We start from the raw sequence: 15,419 nt of genomic DNA, 5'->3' as shown, positions 1-15,419 counted from the left end.
AATCAAACCAACTAGATGAGCCAAACTCTCTCTTAGTTTAGGCCGCTCTTGGACCCAAAAACTCTGACGACGGACAGCCAAGCGCCCAACTCATCGGGAGTGATATGCGGATACCTTTGTCAAACGAACCTTCGCCGAACCGTTCTGATGAAAGGGTGGTTTTTGTGACATATGCACCAACGCTCCATCCATTCCCAAATTCGCGATCCAGGGAGGCCGTAACACCCCAATCACCCACAAGGTAACGACCGGCATCAATCTGTGTATGGAAGCCGTGCCCCAAATCATAGTAGGCTGAAACGTGGCCCGTTGCGACTTTGTAATCTTGAAGGCCAAAGCCCTGATTAAAGTCACGTTGCGCGACATAGTTAATTTCTCCACCCAACGCGAGGCGGCTGTTTACGGGTTTCCAAAGCACTTCGCCTGAAACACCTGCATACATTTGCTCGAGGTAGCCAAGAGTTACACGGCCGTAAAGGTCGTCACTCAAACGCCCATATTTGGCGATTGTCAGGTGTTCGATCTTGGGGCCATTGCCTTCTGCATATAGACGAGCATCAGAGCGCACGGCATGGGGCGGATTGACAGCAACCACACCAGTGCGGTTCTGAGGAAGGTCATCAAGGTTGCCGCCGATTTTATAATTGAACGAACCCGAGGCCACCCACCCGGGGGCGATGTGATATTGCCCCTCCAAGCTAGCGAGCACATCGGCTCGCACGGGGCTGTCCGGATCGAAAACACTTAACTTCACAGTCGGGCCGAAGCTCCAGAGCAGGCGCGGGTAGGTCTCGTCAATTACGTCGAAATCTCGGTTTCGGCTGTCAGCTGAAAAGCGTGCGCGCTCAAGAATAGCGGAAGAGGGCGCATTTTCGAACGCTTCGAGATCAGATCTTGCAAGGGTGACTGAACCAGCGGGAACACCTTGATTGGCCTGTGTTACTTTCAGGGTCTCGACCGAAGCAGGTAAAATGCGGCTCATGATGCGCATCGTGCGTCCAACGGCCTGACTTTCAATGTCAAAGCGTTCGTTACGGATAAGAACTTCAGCAGAAGTCGCATCAATCTTCACGCCTTCAAGGGCTATGCCTTCGCGCTTAAGCGCAGTCGTCAGAGAGGCTTTGATCTGAGGCTTTCGGCTGGCATCAGCGGTCCAGCCAAGGTCTTGCGCAGATTGCGCATTGCGGCGCGCGACTGGTTGTGGTGCCGTATCAGTGCCGCCCGCAGCGGGAGAGCTTTTCGGATCGAGCGCGATAGATACATTGATGCCGAACTCGCTGCCATACATGTACGAGGCGCCAAGTTGTACAGTGTTGTTAAACTTGTATTTGAGGCCAAAGTTAAACGGTGATTTGACATCGAACATATCGACGCCTTCTTGCAAGTATGCGTCAGATGAGTACTCAACAGCGAAGCCAAGCTTATCATTATGTTGGTAGCTTGCGCCTGCAAACGCAGCCATTGGGCCGCGGAACCAGCGGTCGAAGTTAGGGCTTCCGCCACCGCCAAGCAATTCGGTTGGCCGAGTTCCAAAGCTTGCAAAGCTGTTGTGGCTGCCTAGGCGCCCCCAGCCAACGCCACCTGTCAGGCGAACTTTTCCGCCTACGGATTTTGTGGCGACAATGTACTCACCGCCATAAAGGCCGGTTCCAAGTAGGTCGCGCAGGCCGACTGCAACCGCTGGACGGTAGTTGCCTTCGTCTAGAAGTTGGTAGTGAAGATCGAAGCTTCGGTCGTAATAGGTTGCAAGTGGAAAAGCCGGGTTTGTTGTTTTCTTTAGGTCTCTTAAGGCTGAATACCGGAACACTCCAGACAAGCGAGGTGTAAGCTGAAAGGCGAGGTTTGTTCTTGTAGTGCCGCCAAAGTGCGAGACAGTTGAGGTAAGTTGTCCGTCAGGGGCAACTTCGGCGGTAGGCATATCAATCAGCCCGCCGGAAACGCCATACATGTTGACCCAGGGTGTTGTCTGCGGTTCGGCTGAGGGCGTTGCTGGCGCAAGGGTAAGCGCGGCGATGCCTGACAGAAAGTGTGATTTGCGCATTTCGTGCGTTTGCCTCGTGTTCGTTGCGGGCCAAACTAATGCAAGCCAAGCTGGTTTCATAGGCATAAGCAGCGAGCTTTCGCCTAGTTGCTGCAAATTCGCCTCAGACTGAGAATAAAATGAAGCCAAGGGCGGTAAGCCCGGCACCGCATAGAGCCGCAACAGCGACTAGGGTGCGCGATGTTTTTGGAGTTGTCTTAGATGGCTCTGCGGCCTGTGCCGCCAGCGCGCTTTCAACAAGGCGCGGTAGCCGCGGACCAAATCGCGCGACAACCTGAAGCGTTTTGATGAGATCGCCCGCAAGAGCGCGAGGGCCGAGAGACTGTTTTATGTAGTCTCCAACAATCGGGCGGGCTACATCCCAAATGTTGAGCTGCGGGCTGAGGCTGCGCGCAACGCCTTCAACAACAACCATGGTGCGCTGTAAAAGAATAAGCTCGGTGCGCGTTTCCATGCCAAAGCGCTCGGTAACTTCAAAGAGATAGCTCAAGAGCTTGCCCATGGAAATGCGTGTGGCATCCATCCCGAAGATAGGCTCGCCAACGGCTCTGAGGGCACGAGCGAACTCTTCTACATCGCGGTCGGAAGGGACATATCCCGCTTCGAAGTGAACTTCGGCCACGCGCTGATAATCGCGTTTGATAAAGCCGTAGAGAATTTCGGCATAAACGCGACGGGTGTATTCATCAATATGGCCCATGATTCCAAAATCAAAGGCGATAATATCTCCGTTGGGTGCAACCTTGAGATTGCCTTGATGCATGTCTGCATGGAAAAAGCCGTCGCGTAGTGCGTGGTTCAGGAAGAGTTGCAACACGCGCGTTCCCAGTTCGTCCCGGTCGTGGCCCATGGCGTCAATGGCAGCGTTGTCTCCCAAGGGAACACCTTCGGCCCAGCTCATCGTCATCACGCGGCGACTGGAGTGATCCCAGATAATTTTTGGCAAGGTGAAGCCGGCGTCGCCTGCAGTATTGGCTGCAAATTCACTTGCGGATGCGCTTTCAAGCCTTAGATCCAACTCACCTTTTACGACGCCTTCAAAATGCTTGATGACATCACGAGGTTTGAGACGGCGCGACCCGGGGCTGAAGGCTTCGATAAAACCGGCCACAAAATAGAACACATCGATGTCGCGCTGAAAAGCGCGCTCAATACCAGGGCGAAGAACTTTGATCGCGACGCTCTCCCCTGTTTCACGCAGGCGGGCCTTATGAACCTGCGCAATTGAGGCCGCTGCCACAGGCTCGCTGAAATCTTCAAAGATGGTATCCAAGGGCTGGCCGAGTTCAGAATCAATCATTGCCTTGGCTGCGGGCGTCGGGAAAGGTGGTAGCTTGTCTTGTAGAACCCGGAGTTGCACCGCCAAATCATTTCCGACAAGGTCAGGTCGCGTACTGAGTACCTGACCAAATTTGATGTAGGCGGGCCCAAGAGCAGAAAGTGCGCGGGAAGGTGGCGGCAACTCGGCATCGCCGCGTTTGCCAAGCCATTGAAATGGCCAAACCAGTGTGCGCGCAAGAATTCGCAGGGAGCGGGGCGCATCGAATGCCTCGAGAACGATTGGCATCGCACCCGTGCGTTCAAGGGTGGCTCCCATCCGGATCATCCGGAAGATATTGTGCGGACCCTTCAAATTTTCCAGCCTGAGTGAAGGGCCGCAATTCCAAGGCTGAGGTTGCGATAACTAGCGTTTTCAAAGCCTGCGTCTTTGATCATGCCAAGGAAAGTTTCCTGATCGGGGAAGCGGCGAATAGATTCGACAAGATACTGGTAGCTGTCTTTGTCGCCTGCAATGGCTTGGCCAAGACGCGGAATGATGTTGAACGAATAAAGGTCGTAGGCTTTTTGCATCAGATCGTTTGGGATTTGGCTGAATTCCAGCACCATGATCCGCCCGCCAGGTTTGAGCACGCGGTAAGCCTCGTTCAGTGCTTCCTGCGGGCGGGTGACATTCCGGATGCCAAAGGATATCGTATAAACGTCAAAGTTGTTGTCTGGGAAGGGCAACGCCATGGCATCCCCCACAACCCAACTCAATTTGCTGGCCATTTGCTCGGCCTCAGCGCGCTTGCGCCCTTCGATAAGCATCGGCTCGGTGAGGTCGCAGACAACGGCTTCGGCCTCGTCCGCACGCTCGATAAAACGGAAGGAGATGTCGCCCGTGCCACCTGCCACATCAAGCAAGCGCTGTCCTTTGCGGGGCGCAAGCCAGTCCATCATCGCGTCTTTCCAGATGCGGTGAATGCCGAGGCTCATTGCATCGTTCATCACGTCATATTTGGATGCGACCGAACCGAAGATGCCCTGAACGCGCCCTGCCTTCTCGGATTCGGGGACAGTTTGAAAGCCGAAATGTGTTGTTTTATCTGCCATGGGCCTTGCCGATTGATTTGTACATTCCTCATATAGTGCTGGTGTGTCGCGCACAATGCGTTGAAATGACACGAAACAGTAAAGCGAGTGGCATATGCCTGAACTGCCCGAAGTTGAAACCGTCAGATGTGGCCTTTCGCCTTCTATGGAAGGGGTGCGAATTGAACGGGTTGACGTGAACCGCCCTGACCTGCGCTGGCCCTTTCCCGAGCGCATGGCCGAGCGGTTGGCGGGGCAAGAGGTTTTACGACTGCGTAGGCGTTCAAAATATATCTTGGCGGATCTCTCCAGCGGGGAATCGCTTCTCATTCATCTGGGCATGTCCGGGCGTATGACGGTCTCGGGCGACCCTTTGGGGCAGTTTGTTCACGAGCACCCGCAATTGGAAAAGCATGATCATGTGATCATCTGGATGGAGGGTGGTGCGCGCATTGCTTTTAACGACCCTCGCCGCTTTGGGGCGATGGATCTTTTGCCCACGCAGACAGCCGAGAGCCACCCACTTTTGGCCAAGCTGGGGCCGGAGCCTTTGGGCAATGCTTTTTCTGAAAGTTATCTGGCGGAGGCGCTTGCGGGGCGGCGTACCCCGATGAAAGCGGCGCTGCTGGATCAGAAGATTATTGCGGGGCTAGGCAATATCTATGTCTGCGAAGTGCTTCATAGAACAGGCATTTCTCCAACGCGACTGGCAGGAAAGGTGAGCCGAGCCAAGCTTGCAAAGGTTGTTCCCGCTGTCCGTGAGGTGCTCCAGAATGCGATTTCTGCGGGAGGATCTTCGTTGAAAGATTTTAAGCAAGCCAGTGGTGAACTCGGCTATTTCCAGCATCAGTTTCATGTCTACGATCGCGAAGGGGCCGCTTGTCAGACGCCCGAGTGTGGCGGCACGATTAAACGGATTGTGCAATCGGGGCGCTCAACCTTCTACTGTCCGCGCTGTCAAAGATAGCTTGAACCGAACGACAGGGATGATATGCAAACGTCTCTGAGTGAAACAAGCGAAAGCGACATTCTCATGGCCTTTGAGACGATCATCGTCGACGTGGAAGACCACATTGCACTTATCCGCCTAAACCGCCCTGATGCCCTCAATGCTCTTAATGCCGAGCTTCTCACCGAACTTGTGGAGGCGCTCAAGGAAGCGCAGTCCAATGAGAAAGTGCGCTGCATTGTAATTACGGGGAGCGAAAAAGCCTTTGCTGCGGGCGCTGATATCAAAATGATGAGCGAGAAAAGTTTCGTGGATGTGTTCACGGAAGATCTCTTTACGCCCGAAAGCCACGAGATCGGGCGCATTCGCAAGCCTATTGTTGCAGCTGTTTCCGGCTATGCGCTAGGCGGCGGGTGCGAACTTGCGATGATGTGCGATTTCATCATTTGCTCTGATACGGCCAAGTTTGGTCAACCCGAAATTAACCTTGGCGTTATGGCCGGACTTGGCGGCACGCAACGTCTGACACGGGCGATTGGCAAGGCAAAGTCGATGGATATGAACCTGACTGGTCGCTTCATGGATGCTGAGGAAGCCGAGCGCGCAGGGCTTGTAAGCCGTGTTGTGCCAGCGAAAGAGCTGATGAAAGAAGCGATGGGAGCTGCAGCCAAGATTGCCGAGAAGTCGATGATTACAGTTATGGCCATCAAGGAAGCAACGAACCGCTCTTTTGAGACCACGCTGAACGAAGGTTTGCTCTTTGAACGTCGTGTCTTCCATTCGCTCTTTGCCACGGAAGACCAGAAAGAAGGCATGGCTGCGTTTAGTGAAAAGCGTCAGCCACAGTTCCGCGACCGTTAACCACAACAGCGAGGCTGCTATATAAGGGTTTGCATTTACAGCAAACTGGCTTATACGGCCTCGCAATACATGCGTGTGCAGCCCGCTAAGGCTCGAATCACCACTTCGGTGTCGGCTAATGGGCGCATTGCGTTTTAACGAAATAACATAACCGAACCGAGGTCACTCACATGGCAAATTCGCCCCAAGCAAAAAAACGCGCCCGTCAGAACGAAGCACGCTTCGCTGTGAACAAGGCGCGTCGTTCGCGCATTCGCACATACCTGCGTAAAGTTGAAGAAGCACTCGCATCTGGCGACAAAGAAGCAGCCGCCGCCGCTCTGCGCGCAGCTCAGCCAGAGCTGATGCGCGGCGTGACAAAAGGTGTGTTTCATAAAAACACAGCAGCGCGCAAAATGTCGCGCCTGACATCACGCGTGAAGGCGCTCGGCTAAGCTCCGAGGCCAGACTATGGTTAAAATGCGGCGTTCCTTCGGGAGCGCCGTTTTTCGTTTTTTCTTATGTTTTCAACATTCCGTGAGCGGCCGTGAGATTCTTTTTAAAGGAATCGTGAGTCAAGCGTGAAGATAAGTTGCGGCAGGCGCGCGCATATTGCTAATTTCAGCTTCAGCGATTCACCTCGCATTGGGGGGACAGGCCGCAAAAAGTCATGCTTGATTTGGGAGTTGAGCATTGAAATTGGCCATATGTCCTAAGGTTGCAGTGATAAAGTGCACATTTACCGGCCTTTGCCGGAGTGTTTTTCTATTTCGCGACCTTAAGGGGATCGCTCAATCGAAGTTGCCCTCTGCGGGTATTTGATTGCTGTTTGAGAATTGGTGGCGGCCTCTTTTAGGGCCCTAGGGACGAAGCGGGAAAAGTATGACGGACGAACAATGGGGCGCGTTGCAGGGCAACCTTCTTAACGCAGTTGGTAAGAACAATTTCGCAAGCTGGATTGAGCCTTTGGCATATGAGGGCCTCAACGATGGGGTTGCGACATTCAATGTTCCCACGACCTTTTTGGGCAATTACGTAAAACAAAATTTTGGCGATCAAATACTTTACCAAATGATGGGTCTTGGCTTGGATGTGTCACGCGTCCGCTTCATGGTTCCTGCCGGGAACGCTCCTGCGGTCAAAGGCAGCAGCACTTCAAACAGCGTGGAAACCGAGACCGAAGCGGTCCCTCAAAAAGCTGAAAAGCAACACAGTGTCCTTGCTGCGGCTCCGTTGGACCCGAAGTTTACCTTCTCTCGTTTTGTTGTAGGCAAGCCCAACGAGCTGGCACATGCGGCGGCCAAGCGTGTTGCTGAAGGTGGGCCAGTCACGTTCAATCCACTGTTTCTCTACGGTGGTGTTGGCCTTGGGAAAACCCACCTTATGCACGCAATTGCTTGGGAGCTTCAGGCCTCACGGCCTGATCTCAACGTGGTTTATCTCTCGGCTGAACAGTTTATGTATCGCTTCGTGCAGGCTTTGCGTGACCGCAAGATGATGGATTTCAAAGAGCTTTTCCGCTCCGTTGATGTTCTTATGGTCGATGACGTCCAGTTTATCGCGGGAAAAGACAGCACGCAGGAAGAGTTCTTCCATACGTTCAATGCATTGGTGGATCAGCATAAACAGATCATCATTTCAGCTGATCGTGCGCCAGGTGAGATCAAGGGGCTCGAAGAGCGGATCAAGAGCCGCCTGCAGTGTGGCCTCGTTGTTGATCTTCACCCGACAGATTACGAACTTCGCCTTGGCATTCTGCAGTCAAAGGTTGAAGTGCAGCAGGCGCAATACCCTGAACTCGAGCTTGACGCAGGCGTGCTCGAGTTCCTCGCGCACCGTATCAGCACCAATGTGCGTGTGCTGGAAGGCGCTTTGACGCGGCTCTTTGCCTTCGCTTCACTTGTTGGGCGTCCGATTACGCTTGAGCTGGCGCAGGACTGTCTGGCCGATGTGTTGCGTGATTCCGAGCGCAAAATATCTGTTGAAGAAATCCAGCGAAAGGTTTCGGAGCATTACAACATTCGCCTGAGTGACATGATTGGCCCCAAGCGCGTGCGCACCTATGCACGACCACGCCAAATTGCGATGTATCTTTGCAAGCAGCTCACCAGCCGCTCGTTGCCGGAAATTGGCCGCTGCTTTGGCGGGCGTGACCACACGACAATCATGTATGGTGTGCGTAAGATTGACGATCTGCGCATGCAGGATGGTCAACTTGCCGAAGATATAGAAATCCTGCGGCGTCTGCTTGAGGCCTAAGCCTCTTGTAGGGCGTCTGCGCTTGACGGCTCCCGCTTTCCAGTGGACAACACAATAAAAGAACTTGAGTTGGCTGGCAGATGGGATAACTTGCCCCTCCCGCCAGCACAGAGGAGCTAGGGATGAAGTTTAGCATAGAGCGCGCCGCATTGTTGAAGGCCGTGTCACAAGCGCAGTCTGTTGTGGAGCGCCGCAACACGATCCCCATTTTGGCAAATGTGCTGATTGAAGCGCAGGACAGCGATGTGCGCTTCCGGGCAACTGACCTTGATATCGAAGTGGTCGACCGTGCCGATGCGCAAGTCGAGCGCGCGGGCGCAACGACTGTGTCGGCTGTGATGCTTCATGAGATTGTGCGCAAGCTTCCTGACGGCGCCCTTGTGACCTTGATAGATGACGGTGCGACCGGCCGCCTTACTGTTGAGGCGGGGCGCTCGAACTTCTCGCTGGCGACCTTGCCTAAGGAAGATTTCCCCGTGATGGCAACATCTGAATACAGCTCGAACTTTTCAGCGCCTGCACCTATGCTGCGTCGCTTGTTTGACAAGTCAAAATTCGCGATTTCGACGGAAGAGACGCGCTACTATCTCAATGGCGTTTACATGCATGTTTCTGATGCGGACGGCGGCAAGGTTTTGCGCTGTGTTGCCACTGATGGACACCGCCTTGCACGTATTGATGCAGAGTTGCCCGGAGGCGCTGCTGATATGCCAGGTGTGATCGTGCCCCGTAAAACGGTCAATGAGCTGCGCAAGCTTCTGGATGATGACGAAGCCAAGATTGCGGTGTCTGTGAGCGAGACTAAAATTCGCTTTGCCACGCCTGATATCACGCTCACCTCCAAGGTGATCGACGGCACATTCCCCGACTATACCCGCGTTATTCCGCAGGGCAACACTCGCAAGCTTGAGGTGGATGCAGCCGAATTTGCCAAAGCGGTTGACCGTGTGGCGACTGTTTCATCCGAGCGTTCTCGCGCTGTGAAGCTGACGCTTGAAGAAGACAAGCTCATCCTCTCAGTAAATGCACCCGACAGCGGTGCGGCGGAAGAAGAGCTGGCTGTGGCCTATGGCGATGAGCGCCTCGAAATCGGCTTTAACGCCAAGTATTTGCTCGAGATCGCCAGCCAGGTTGACCGCGAAAACGCAGTCTTTATGTTCAACTCTTCGGGCGATCCAACGTTGATGCGCGAAGGCAATGACACGTCGGCTGTTTACGTCGTGATGCCCATGCGCGTTTGAGCTTTGGCGGGGTAAGCACGCATGGCTTCGCTTGCCCTCACCAAGCTTTCACTCTCTCATTTCCGTTCGCACAAGGCTGCGCGGCTTCAGGTTGATGCGCGCCCTCTGGCTATCTTCGGAGCCAATGGCGCGGGTAAAACCAACATCTTGGAAGCGGTCTCTTTGTTTTCGCCCGGGCGCGGTATGCGGCGCGCTGCGGCCAAGGATATGGCGAAGCGGCCTGAAGATATCGGCTGGAAGCTTGCAGGGCTTATCGAGAGTGATGGCCGCACATATGAGATTGAGACCAGCTCCGAAGACGGCGCAGCGCGTTCTGTGCGGATTGATGGCAAGCCCGCGGCGCAGACGGCGCTGGGGCGCATTGCGCGGGTAGTTTGGCTGATCCCGTCGATGGATCGACTCTGGATCGAGGGCGCTGATGGGCGGCGGCGCTTTCTGGACCGCATGAGCATGAGTTTTTTTCCTGATCACTCCGATGTGTCGCTTGAGTATGAAAAAGCTATGCGCGAGCGTAACAGGCTACTTAAGGCCGAGGTGCGCGATACACATTGGTATGTGGCGCTTGAAGGGCAAATGGCGCGGAGCGGAGCGGCTATTCATGCCAATCGTGTGGCGGCGCTAGAGCGGCTTAGAGCCGCACAGGAAGGAGCGGAAACGGCCTTTCCATCTGCGGAGCTTGAGCTGGTCCAAAGCGAAGGTGGAATGCCCGAATCCGAGACGGATCTGGCTGAGGCTTTAGCCGAAAGCCGCTTTCGTGATATGGCTGCGGGGCGGGCTTTGGTTGGGCCGCATCGCTCTGATTTATATGGGGTTTTTGCGGCTAAAGGCGTGCTTGCCAAAGATTGCTCTACAGGGGAGCAGAAGGCGCTTTTGATCTCGCTCATTTTGGCCAATGCGCGGGCCTTGAAGGCGGATTTGGGCGCGCCTCCGATCGTGCTGCTCGATGAGGTGGCAGCGCACCTGGACGCGAGCCGCAGAGCCGCGCTTTATGATGAGATATGCGCGTTAGGGGCGCAGGCATGGATGACGGGGACCGGCCCCGAACTTTTTGCAGAACTGGGCGCGCGAGCACAGCACATTGAGGTGCGCGAAAACGCTGGTGCTTCAGAGGTTATCTTGCTCTGAGGGCTTGTTTCGCCACGCTTTGAAAGCCCATTGCGCCAGCAGTCCGATAACGCCAATCAGAAAGACGGGCTCGAACAGATAAGCGACGTAAGCGTAGTTGGCCTGACCCATGGTGAACGCGAAAACGGATACAATCGCTACGGAAAACAACACGAACTCCAGAGGGGACCAAAGTTGGTCATCCTTGGGCTTGTTGGGCCTGAAGGCTTCGGCATGTGGCTTGCGGGGCTTGGATGCTTTTTCATTTATCATGCCGAGAGTTTAGCAAAAGACTGTGCCGATATGCGGAAACCGGCGTGGCAAAATCAAGACATTTGCCGAGAACAGGATACAAAATTCAACGTGACAGGTTCCTTTGGCTTAACCCGCGTGGGGGCCGCAAAATCTAGCGGTTGGGCGTGACATCCCCCCCTATAAACAGTATAAAATGACAAAATCGCAAAGGAAGCGTGTGAATGTCAGATAATGAGCAGAAGCCGGAAGAATATGGCGCGGATTCTATCAAGGTTCTCAAGGGGTTGGAGGCTGTTCGCAAGCGTCCCGGGATGTATATCGGCGATACTGATGACGGCTCCGGTTTGCACCATATGGTCTACGAAGTTGTCGATAATGGCATCGACGAAGCGCTGGCGGGCCATGCCGACTACGTAAACGTCAAAATCCACGCAGATTCTTCTGTTTCCGTGCGTGACAACGGGCGTGGCATTCCTGTGGGCATCCACGAGGAAGAGGGCGTTTCGGCTGCAGAAGTTATCATGACGCAGCTTCATGCGGGCGGCAAATTCGACAGCAACTCTTACAAGGTCTCAGGCGGCCTCCATGGGGTTGGTGTTTCGGTTGTGAACGCGCTCTCTGTCTGGCTTGAGCTGCGCGTGTGGCGCGATGGTAAGGAGCATTATGCGAAATTTGCTCATGGTGACACGGTAGAGCACCTGCGCATTGTGGGCGATGCCAACGGCGAGACGGGAACGGAAGTGCGCTTTCTGGCCTCGACAGACACATTCTCGAATCTTGATTTTGAATTCTCCATTCTCGAGAAGCGCTTGCGCGAACTGGCGTTTCTGAACAGCGGTGTGCGGATTATTCTGGAAGACGAGCGCCCCGCAGAGCCGGTTAAATCGGTTCTGTTCTATGAAGGCGGTGTTAAGGAATTTGTTAAATATCTCGATCGCTCCAAAAGCTCGGTCATGGAAGAGCCGATCCATATCATCGGCGAAAAGGATGATATCGGCGTTGAAGTGGCAATGTGGTGGAATGACAGCTACCACGAGAATGTTCTTCCTTTCACAAACAACATCCCGCAGCGGGATGGAGGCACGCATATGGCGGGCTTTAGAGGGGCGCTGACACGGACGATCAACAACTATGCGCAATCATCGGGTATAGCTAAGAAAGAAAAGGTTAACTTCACGGGCGATGATGCGCGCGAGGGGCTGACCTGTGTTCTTTCGGTAAAAGTTCCTGACCCGAAATTTTCAAGCCAGACGAAGGACAAATTGGTCAGTTCGGAAGTGCGGCCTGTTGTTGAAGGTTTGGTGGGCGACAAGCTGGCGGAGTGGTTTGAAGAAAATCCTGCGCAGGCGAAAACGATCGTAGGCAAAATTGTCGAAGCGGCACATGCCCGTGAAGCGGCGCGCAAGGCGCGCGAGTTGACGCGGCGCAAGACGGCTATGGATGTGAACTTTCTGGCCGGAAAGCTCAAGGATTGCTCGGAGAAAGACCCAAGCAAAACAGAGCTTTTCATCGTGGAGGGTGACTCTGCCGGCGGCTCGGCCCAGACGGGGCGTGACCGTGGCACACAGGCCATTCTGCCGCTCAAGGGTAAGATCCTCAACGTGGAACGCGCGCGGTTCGACCGGATGCTGGGAAGCCAGGAAATCGGCAACCTTGTGATGGCGCTTGGAACAGGGATCGGGCGTGACGAATTCAACATCGAAAAGCTGCGCTACCACAAGATCGTTCTGATGACGGATGCGGACGTGGACGGCGCGCATATTCGCACGCTTTTGCTGACGTTTTTCTACCGTCAGATGCCAGAGCTGATTGACGGCGGTTATCTCTACATTGCGCAGCCGCCGCTTTACAAAGTCGGGCGCGGCAAATCCGAGGTCTATCTCAAGGACCAGACGGCGCTGGACGACTACCTTGTGCAACAAGGCGCAGACGGCGCTGTTTTGAAGCTTGGTAACGGCAGCGAAATGGCTGGGCAGGACCTGATCCGCGTGATTGATGAAGCACGGCAACTGCGGCGAGTTTTGGACGCGTTTCCAACGCATTACCCACGCCACATCCTTGAGCAAGCCGCGATTGCAGGGGCGTTTGTACCTGGTGCGATCGAGGGCGATTTGCAGGGTGTTGCGGATAAGGTTGCGCAGCGGTTGGACCTTATTGCATTGGAATATGAGAAGGGCTGGCAGGGCCGCATTACGCAGGATCACGGTATCCGGCTGGCGCGGATTTTGCGCGGTGTGGAAGAGGTCCGCACGCTGGACGGGCCTATGCTGCGCTCGGGTGAGGCGCGCCGTACGGGCAGCTTTACGCAGAGCTTGCAGGAGGTTTACGGAACCCCCGCAAAGCTGGAACGCAAGGACCGCAACCAGATGATTTATGGGCCGCTGGACCTACTGAAAGCGATACTGGAAGAGGGTGAGCGCGGGCTTTCACTGCAGCGCTACAAAGGGCTTGGCGAGATGAACCCGAGCCAGCTCTGGGAGACAACTCTGGACCCTGATGCACGCACGCTTTTGCAGGTGAAAGTGGAGGATATGGCCGAAGCTGACGACCTCTTCACCAAGCTGATGGGCGATGTGGTTGAACCGCGACGCGAGTTTATTCAGCAGAACGCGTTGAGCGTGGAAAACCTAGATTTCTAAGAGACTTAGAGACAGACCAAGGCCCGAATTTCGAGAGAGGTTCGGGCCTTTTTTATGTGCCCTCAGTCATTCACCGCGCGGATGAGTTTGCGCTCGAGCACGCGCAAAACGGACTTGAGATCATGGCCGCGTTTGAGGGTTTGACCGCCCAAACCTATGACGGAGTATTGCCCCTGTTTGAGCCTGAGTTTCGGGTGCTTTTCTATGCGATAGAGCGGGTGCTCGGCGGTGCGGCGGAAGACGGAAAAAACGGCATGATCCTTGAGGCAGGAAATGCCGTAATCGCGCCATTCACCCGCGGCTACCATGCGCCCGTAGAGGCTTAGAATGAGTGCCAGTTCGGTGCGATGAAAGGCCACTTGCGAGCTGATCGGGAAGGGCGTGTGAGGTGCCATGTTCATACCCCTAGCTTTGCCCCGATTGTCGCCCGAATCAAGCCCCTCGTGAAAATGGTTAATTGGGGGTGATTCCAGGGGGGTGATGTGCGTGCACAACCCGTGCACCATATGTGCACCGCCAAAACGGGGTTTTGGAGGGTGAACGGGGCGTGCGGTGAAGGCGAAAGCTTGAACGAAAGGTTTATTCGCCTGCGAAAGCGTTAACAGTGTTCTTCGGGAACCCAGTCGGGTGTTTCACGGTTCCAGAATTTGTGGGGGCTGTCCTCGCCAAGGCCGCGAATGTGGCGGGTTCGGGTTGTCGGGGTGAGGTAGATCACCGGCTCCTCATAAGGGTGGGCATGGTAGAGCGCGTCGATGAGAGCGGTTAGGGCAGCGCCCGAGAGAGCGGTGAAAAAGCGCAGGTCATGGCAGGGCACGGCGACGGCAGACCCGGTGGCGGCGTTGCGGCCTGTGCCGAGCGAGCGAAACTGCTGTATGCCGCAGGCCGAGTGAAAGGCAACTTCGCCATAGTCGCCATAGAGCAGGGGATCGTGGGCGAGAATGGCGGCGAGCACGGTGGCGCGCGCCTCTTGTGGCAGCTCGATGATGACGAGGTGGCCTTGTTCCAGGCTGAAACGGGAGTTGGTTGTCATTGGAAGTGCTCTGGTGTGAGGCCCAAGAGCGTGCCGTAGGCGCGGCGGCCTCTGGGGGTGATTTCGAGAAAGCGGGCTTCACGGGCGGGGCGGGCGAGCCAGCGCTTTTCGAGTGCGTGAGTGAGCAAGGCTGTGCCCATGGGGCCAGCGATGTGAAACTTGCGCTCGGACCAGTCGAGGCAGCATTTACCGAACGGCGCTTTGGGCGGCGCGGCGGGGAGAGTCACGCCCAACTCGGCCCAGAGCGGGGAAGGTTGCGGCGCGAAGTGGCCGTTTTCCTCGCGAATGAGATCCTTGGAGGTAAGGGCTTCGGTGATGTTGATGGCGATGCGGCCTGCGAGATGATTGTAGCAGGAACGGGCGCGCCTGAGTTCGGGCGGGGTGCGCGAGGCCAGCGGATTGGCTGTGAGGGTTGAAAGCGTTTCGAGTGCGCTTGCGACCTCGGGTGAGGCGATACGCGCGTAACTGTGGCGGCCCGATTTGAGGCGGGTGATGAGGCCGGCGTATTGCAAGCGGTCGAGATGGGCTGTCGCGGTTTGCGGCGTGATACCGGCAAAGCTTGCCAGCTCCTTATTGGTGAAGGCGCGGCCATCCATCAGCGCGTTGAGCATCCGTGCGCGGGAGGGGTGGGCGAGGGCATCGCCGAGAATATCGAGGCGGTCTGTTTCCATGGATTGAAGGTAGGGCGGCGGCTTGGGTTTGGGAAGCG

Annotated in this window: 14 protein-coding genes; 7 read left to right on the top strand and 7 right to left on the bottom strand. The window is 55.4% G+C overall.

Annotation, left to right across the window (positions count from 1 at the left end):
• Positions 1-37: 37 nt before the first annotated feature.
• From OE750_RS11125 to ubiE, 3 genes are all read right to left on the bottom strand, one after another.
• Positions 38-2,041, bottom strand: a complete 2,004-nt coding sequence (locus tag OE750_RS11125) for a YjbH domain-containing protein (protein WP_263764258.1) — start codon at positions 2,039-2,041, stop codon at positions 38-40.
• 103 nt (positions 2,042-2,144) lie between these two features.
• Entirely contained in the window at positions 2,145-3,674 is a 1,530-nt protein-coding gene (gene ubiB / locus OE750_RS11120; protein ID WP_263764257.1) for a 2-polyprenylphenol 6-hydroxylase, read from the bottom strand.
• The gene (gene ubiE, locus OE750_RS11115; protein WP_263764256.1) at positions 3,671-4,414 is read right to left on the bottom strand and encodes a bifunctional demethylmenaquinone methyltransferase/2-methoxy-6-polyprenyl-1,4-benzoquinol methylase UbiE; all 744 of its coding nucleotides are present in this window, start codon (positions 4,412-4,414) and stop codon (positions 3,671-3,673) included. Before ubiE ends, ubiB begins: the two co-directional genes overlap by 4 nt.
• A 94-nt stretch (positions 4,415-4,508) precedes the next feature.
• Here ubiE and mutM point away from each other — a divergent pair, with 94 nt between their 5' ends.
• From mutM to recF, 6 genes are all read left to right on the top strand, one after another.
• Positions 4,509-5,360 carry a bifunctional DNA-formamidopyrimidine glycosylase/DNA-(apurinic or apyrimidinic site) lyase gene (gene mutM, locus OE750_RS11110; RefSeq protein ID WP_263764255.1) on the top strand — a complete coding sequence of 284 codons (852 nt, stop codon included), beginning with the start codon at positions 4,509-4,511 and terminating at the stop codon, positions 5,358-5,360.
• A 66-nt stretch (positions 5,361-5,426) separates the two neighbouring features.
• Positions 5,427-6,203 (top strand): enoyl-CoA hydratase, encoded by a 777-nt coding sequence (locus OE750_RS11105; RefSeq protein ID WP_263764267.1) that lies wholly within the window; start codon positions 5,427-5,429, stop codon positions 6,201-6,203.
• A gap of 170 nt (positions 6,204-6,373) precedes the next feature.
• Positions 6,374-6,637, top strand: coding sequence for a 30S ribosomal protein S20 (rpsT, locus tag OE750_RS11100; protein ID WP_263764253.1), 264 nt, complete (start codon positions 6,374-6,376; stop codon positions 6,635-6,637).
• 427 nt (positions 6,638-7,064) lie between these two features.
• On the top strand, positions 7,065-8,441 hold the full coding sequence (gene dnaA, locus OE750_RS11095) for a chromosomal replication initiator protein DnaA (RefSeq protein WP_263764252.1): 1,377 nt from the start codon (positions 7,065-7,067) through the stop codon (positions 8,439-8,441).
• A 122-nt stretch (positions 8,442-8,563) separates the two neighbouring features.
• A complete protein-coding gene (gene dnaN / locus OE750_RS11090; RefSeq protein ID WP_263764251.1) occupies positions 8,564-9,682 on the top strand; it encodes a DNA polymerase III subunit beta in 1,119 nt (372 codons plus the stop codon).
• Positions 9,683-9,703: 21 nt separating this feature from the next.
• Positions 9,704-10,807 (top strand): DNA replication/repair protein RecF, encoded by a 1,104-nt coding sequence (recF, locus tag OE750_RS11085; protein WP_263764250.1) that lies wholly within the window; start codon positions 9,704-9,706, stop codon positions 10,805-10,807.
• Here the strand turns inward: recF and OE750_RS11080 are convergent.
• Complete coding sequence (locus OE750_RS11080; protein WP_263764249.1) at positions 10,787-11,059, bottom strand: hypothetical protein; 273 nt, start codon at positions 11,057-11,059, stop codon at positions 10,787-10,789. The two genes, recF and OE750_RS11080, sit on opposite strands and share 21 nt — an antisense overlap.
• 203 nt (positions 11,060-11,262) lie before the next feature.
• Between OE750_RS11080 and gyrB the strand changes: the two genes are divergently transcribed.
• Complete coding sequence (gene gyrB / locus OE750_RS11075) at positions 11,263-13,680, top strand: DNA topoisomerase (ATP-hydrolyzing) subunit B (RefSeq protein ID WP_263764248.1); 2,418 nt, start codon at positions 11,263-11,265, stop codon at positions 13,678-13,680.
• A gap of 62 nt (positions 13,681-13,742) precedes the next feature.
• On the opposite strand, the gene OE750_RS11070 is transcribed toward gyrB, so the two are convergent.
• From OE750_RS11070 to OE750_RS11060, 3 genes are all read right to left on the bottom strand, one after another.
• The gene (locus OE750_RS11070; RefSeq protein ID WP_263764247.1) at positions 13,743-14,081 is read right to left on the bottom strand and encodes a DUF2794 domain-containing protein; all 339 of its coding nucleotides are present in this window, start codon (positions 14,079-14,081) and stop codon (positions 13,743-13,745) included.
• Positions 14,082-14,278: 197 nt separating this feature from the next.
• Positions 14,279-14,710 carry a hypothetical protein gene (locus OE750_RS11065; RefSeq protein WP_263764246.1) on the bottom strand — a complete coding sequence of 144 codons (432 nt, stop codon included), beginning with the start codon at positions 14,708-14,710 and terminating at the stop codon, positions 14,279-14,281.
• Complete coding sequence (locus OE750_RS11060) at positions 14,707-15,381, bottom strand: ArsR/SmtB family transcription factor (protein ID WP_263764245.1); 675 nt, start codon at positions 15,379-15,381, stop codon at positions 14,707-14,709. The genes OE750_RS11065 and OE750_RS11060 overlap by 4 nt, the downstream gene beginning before the upstream one ends.
• Positions 15,382-15,419 lie beyond the last annotated feature (38 nt).

Source organism: Lentibacter sp. XHP0401 (genome assembly GCF_025751535.1).
GTDB lineage: Bacteria > Pseudomonadota > Alphaproteobacteria > Rhodobacterales > Rhodobacteraceae > Lentibacter.
Note: the sequence above shows the minus strand (reverse complement) of the source record. Positions and strands in the feature narration are given on the sequence as shown.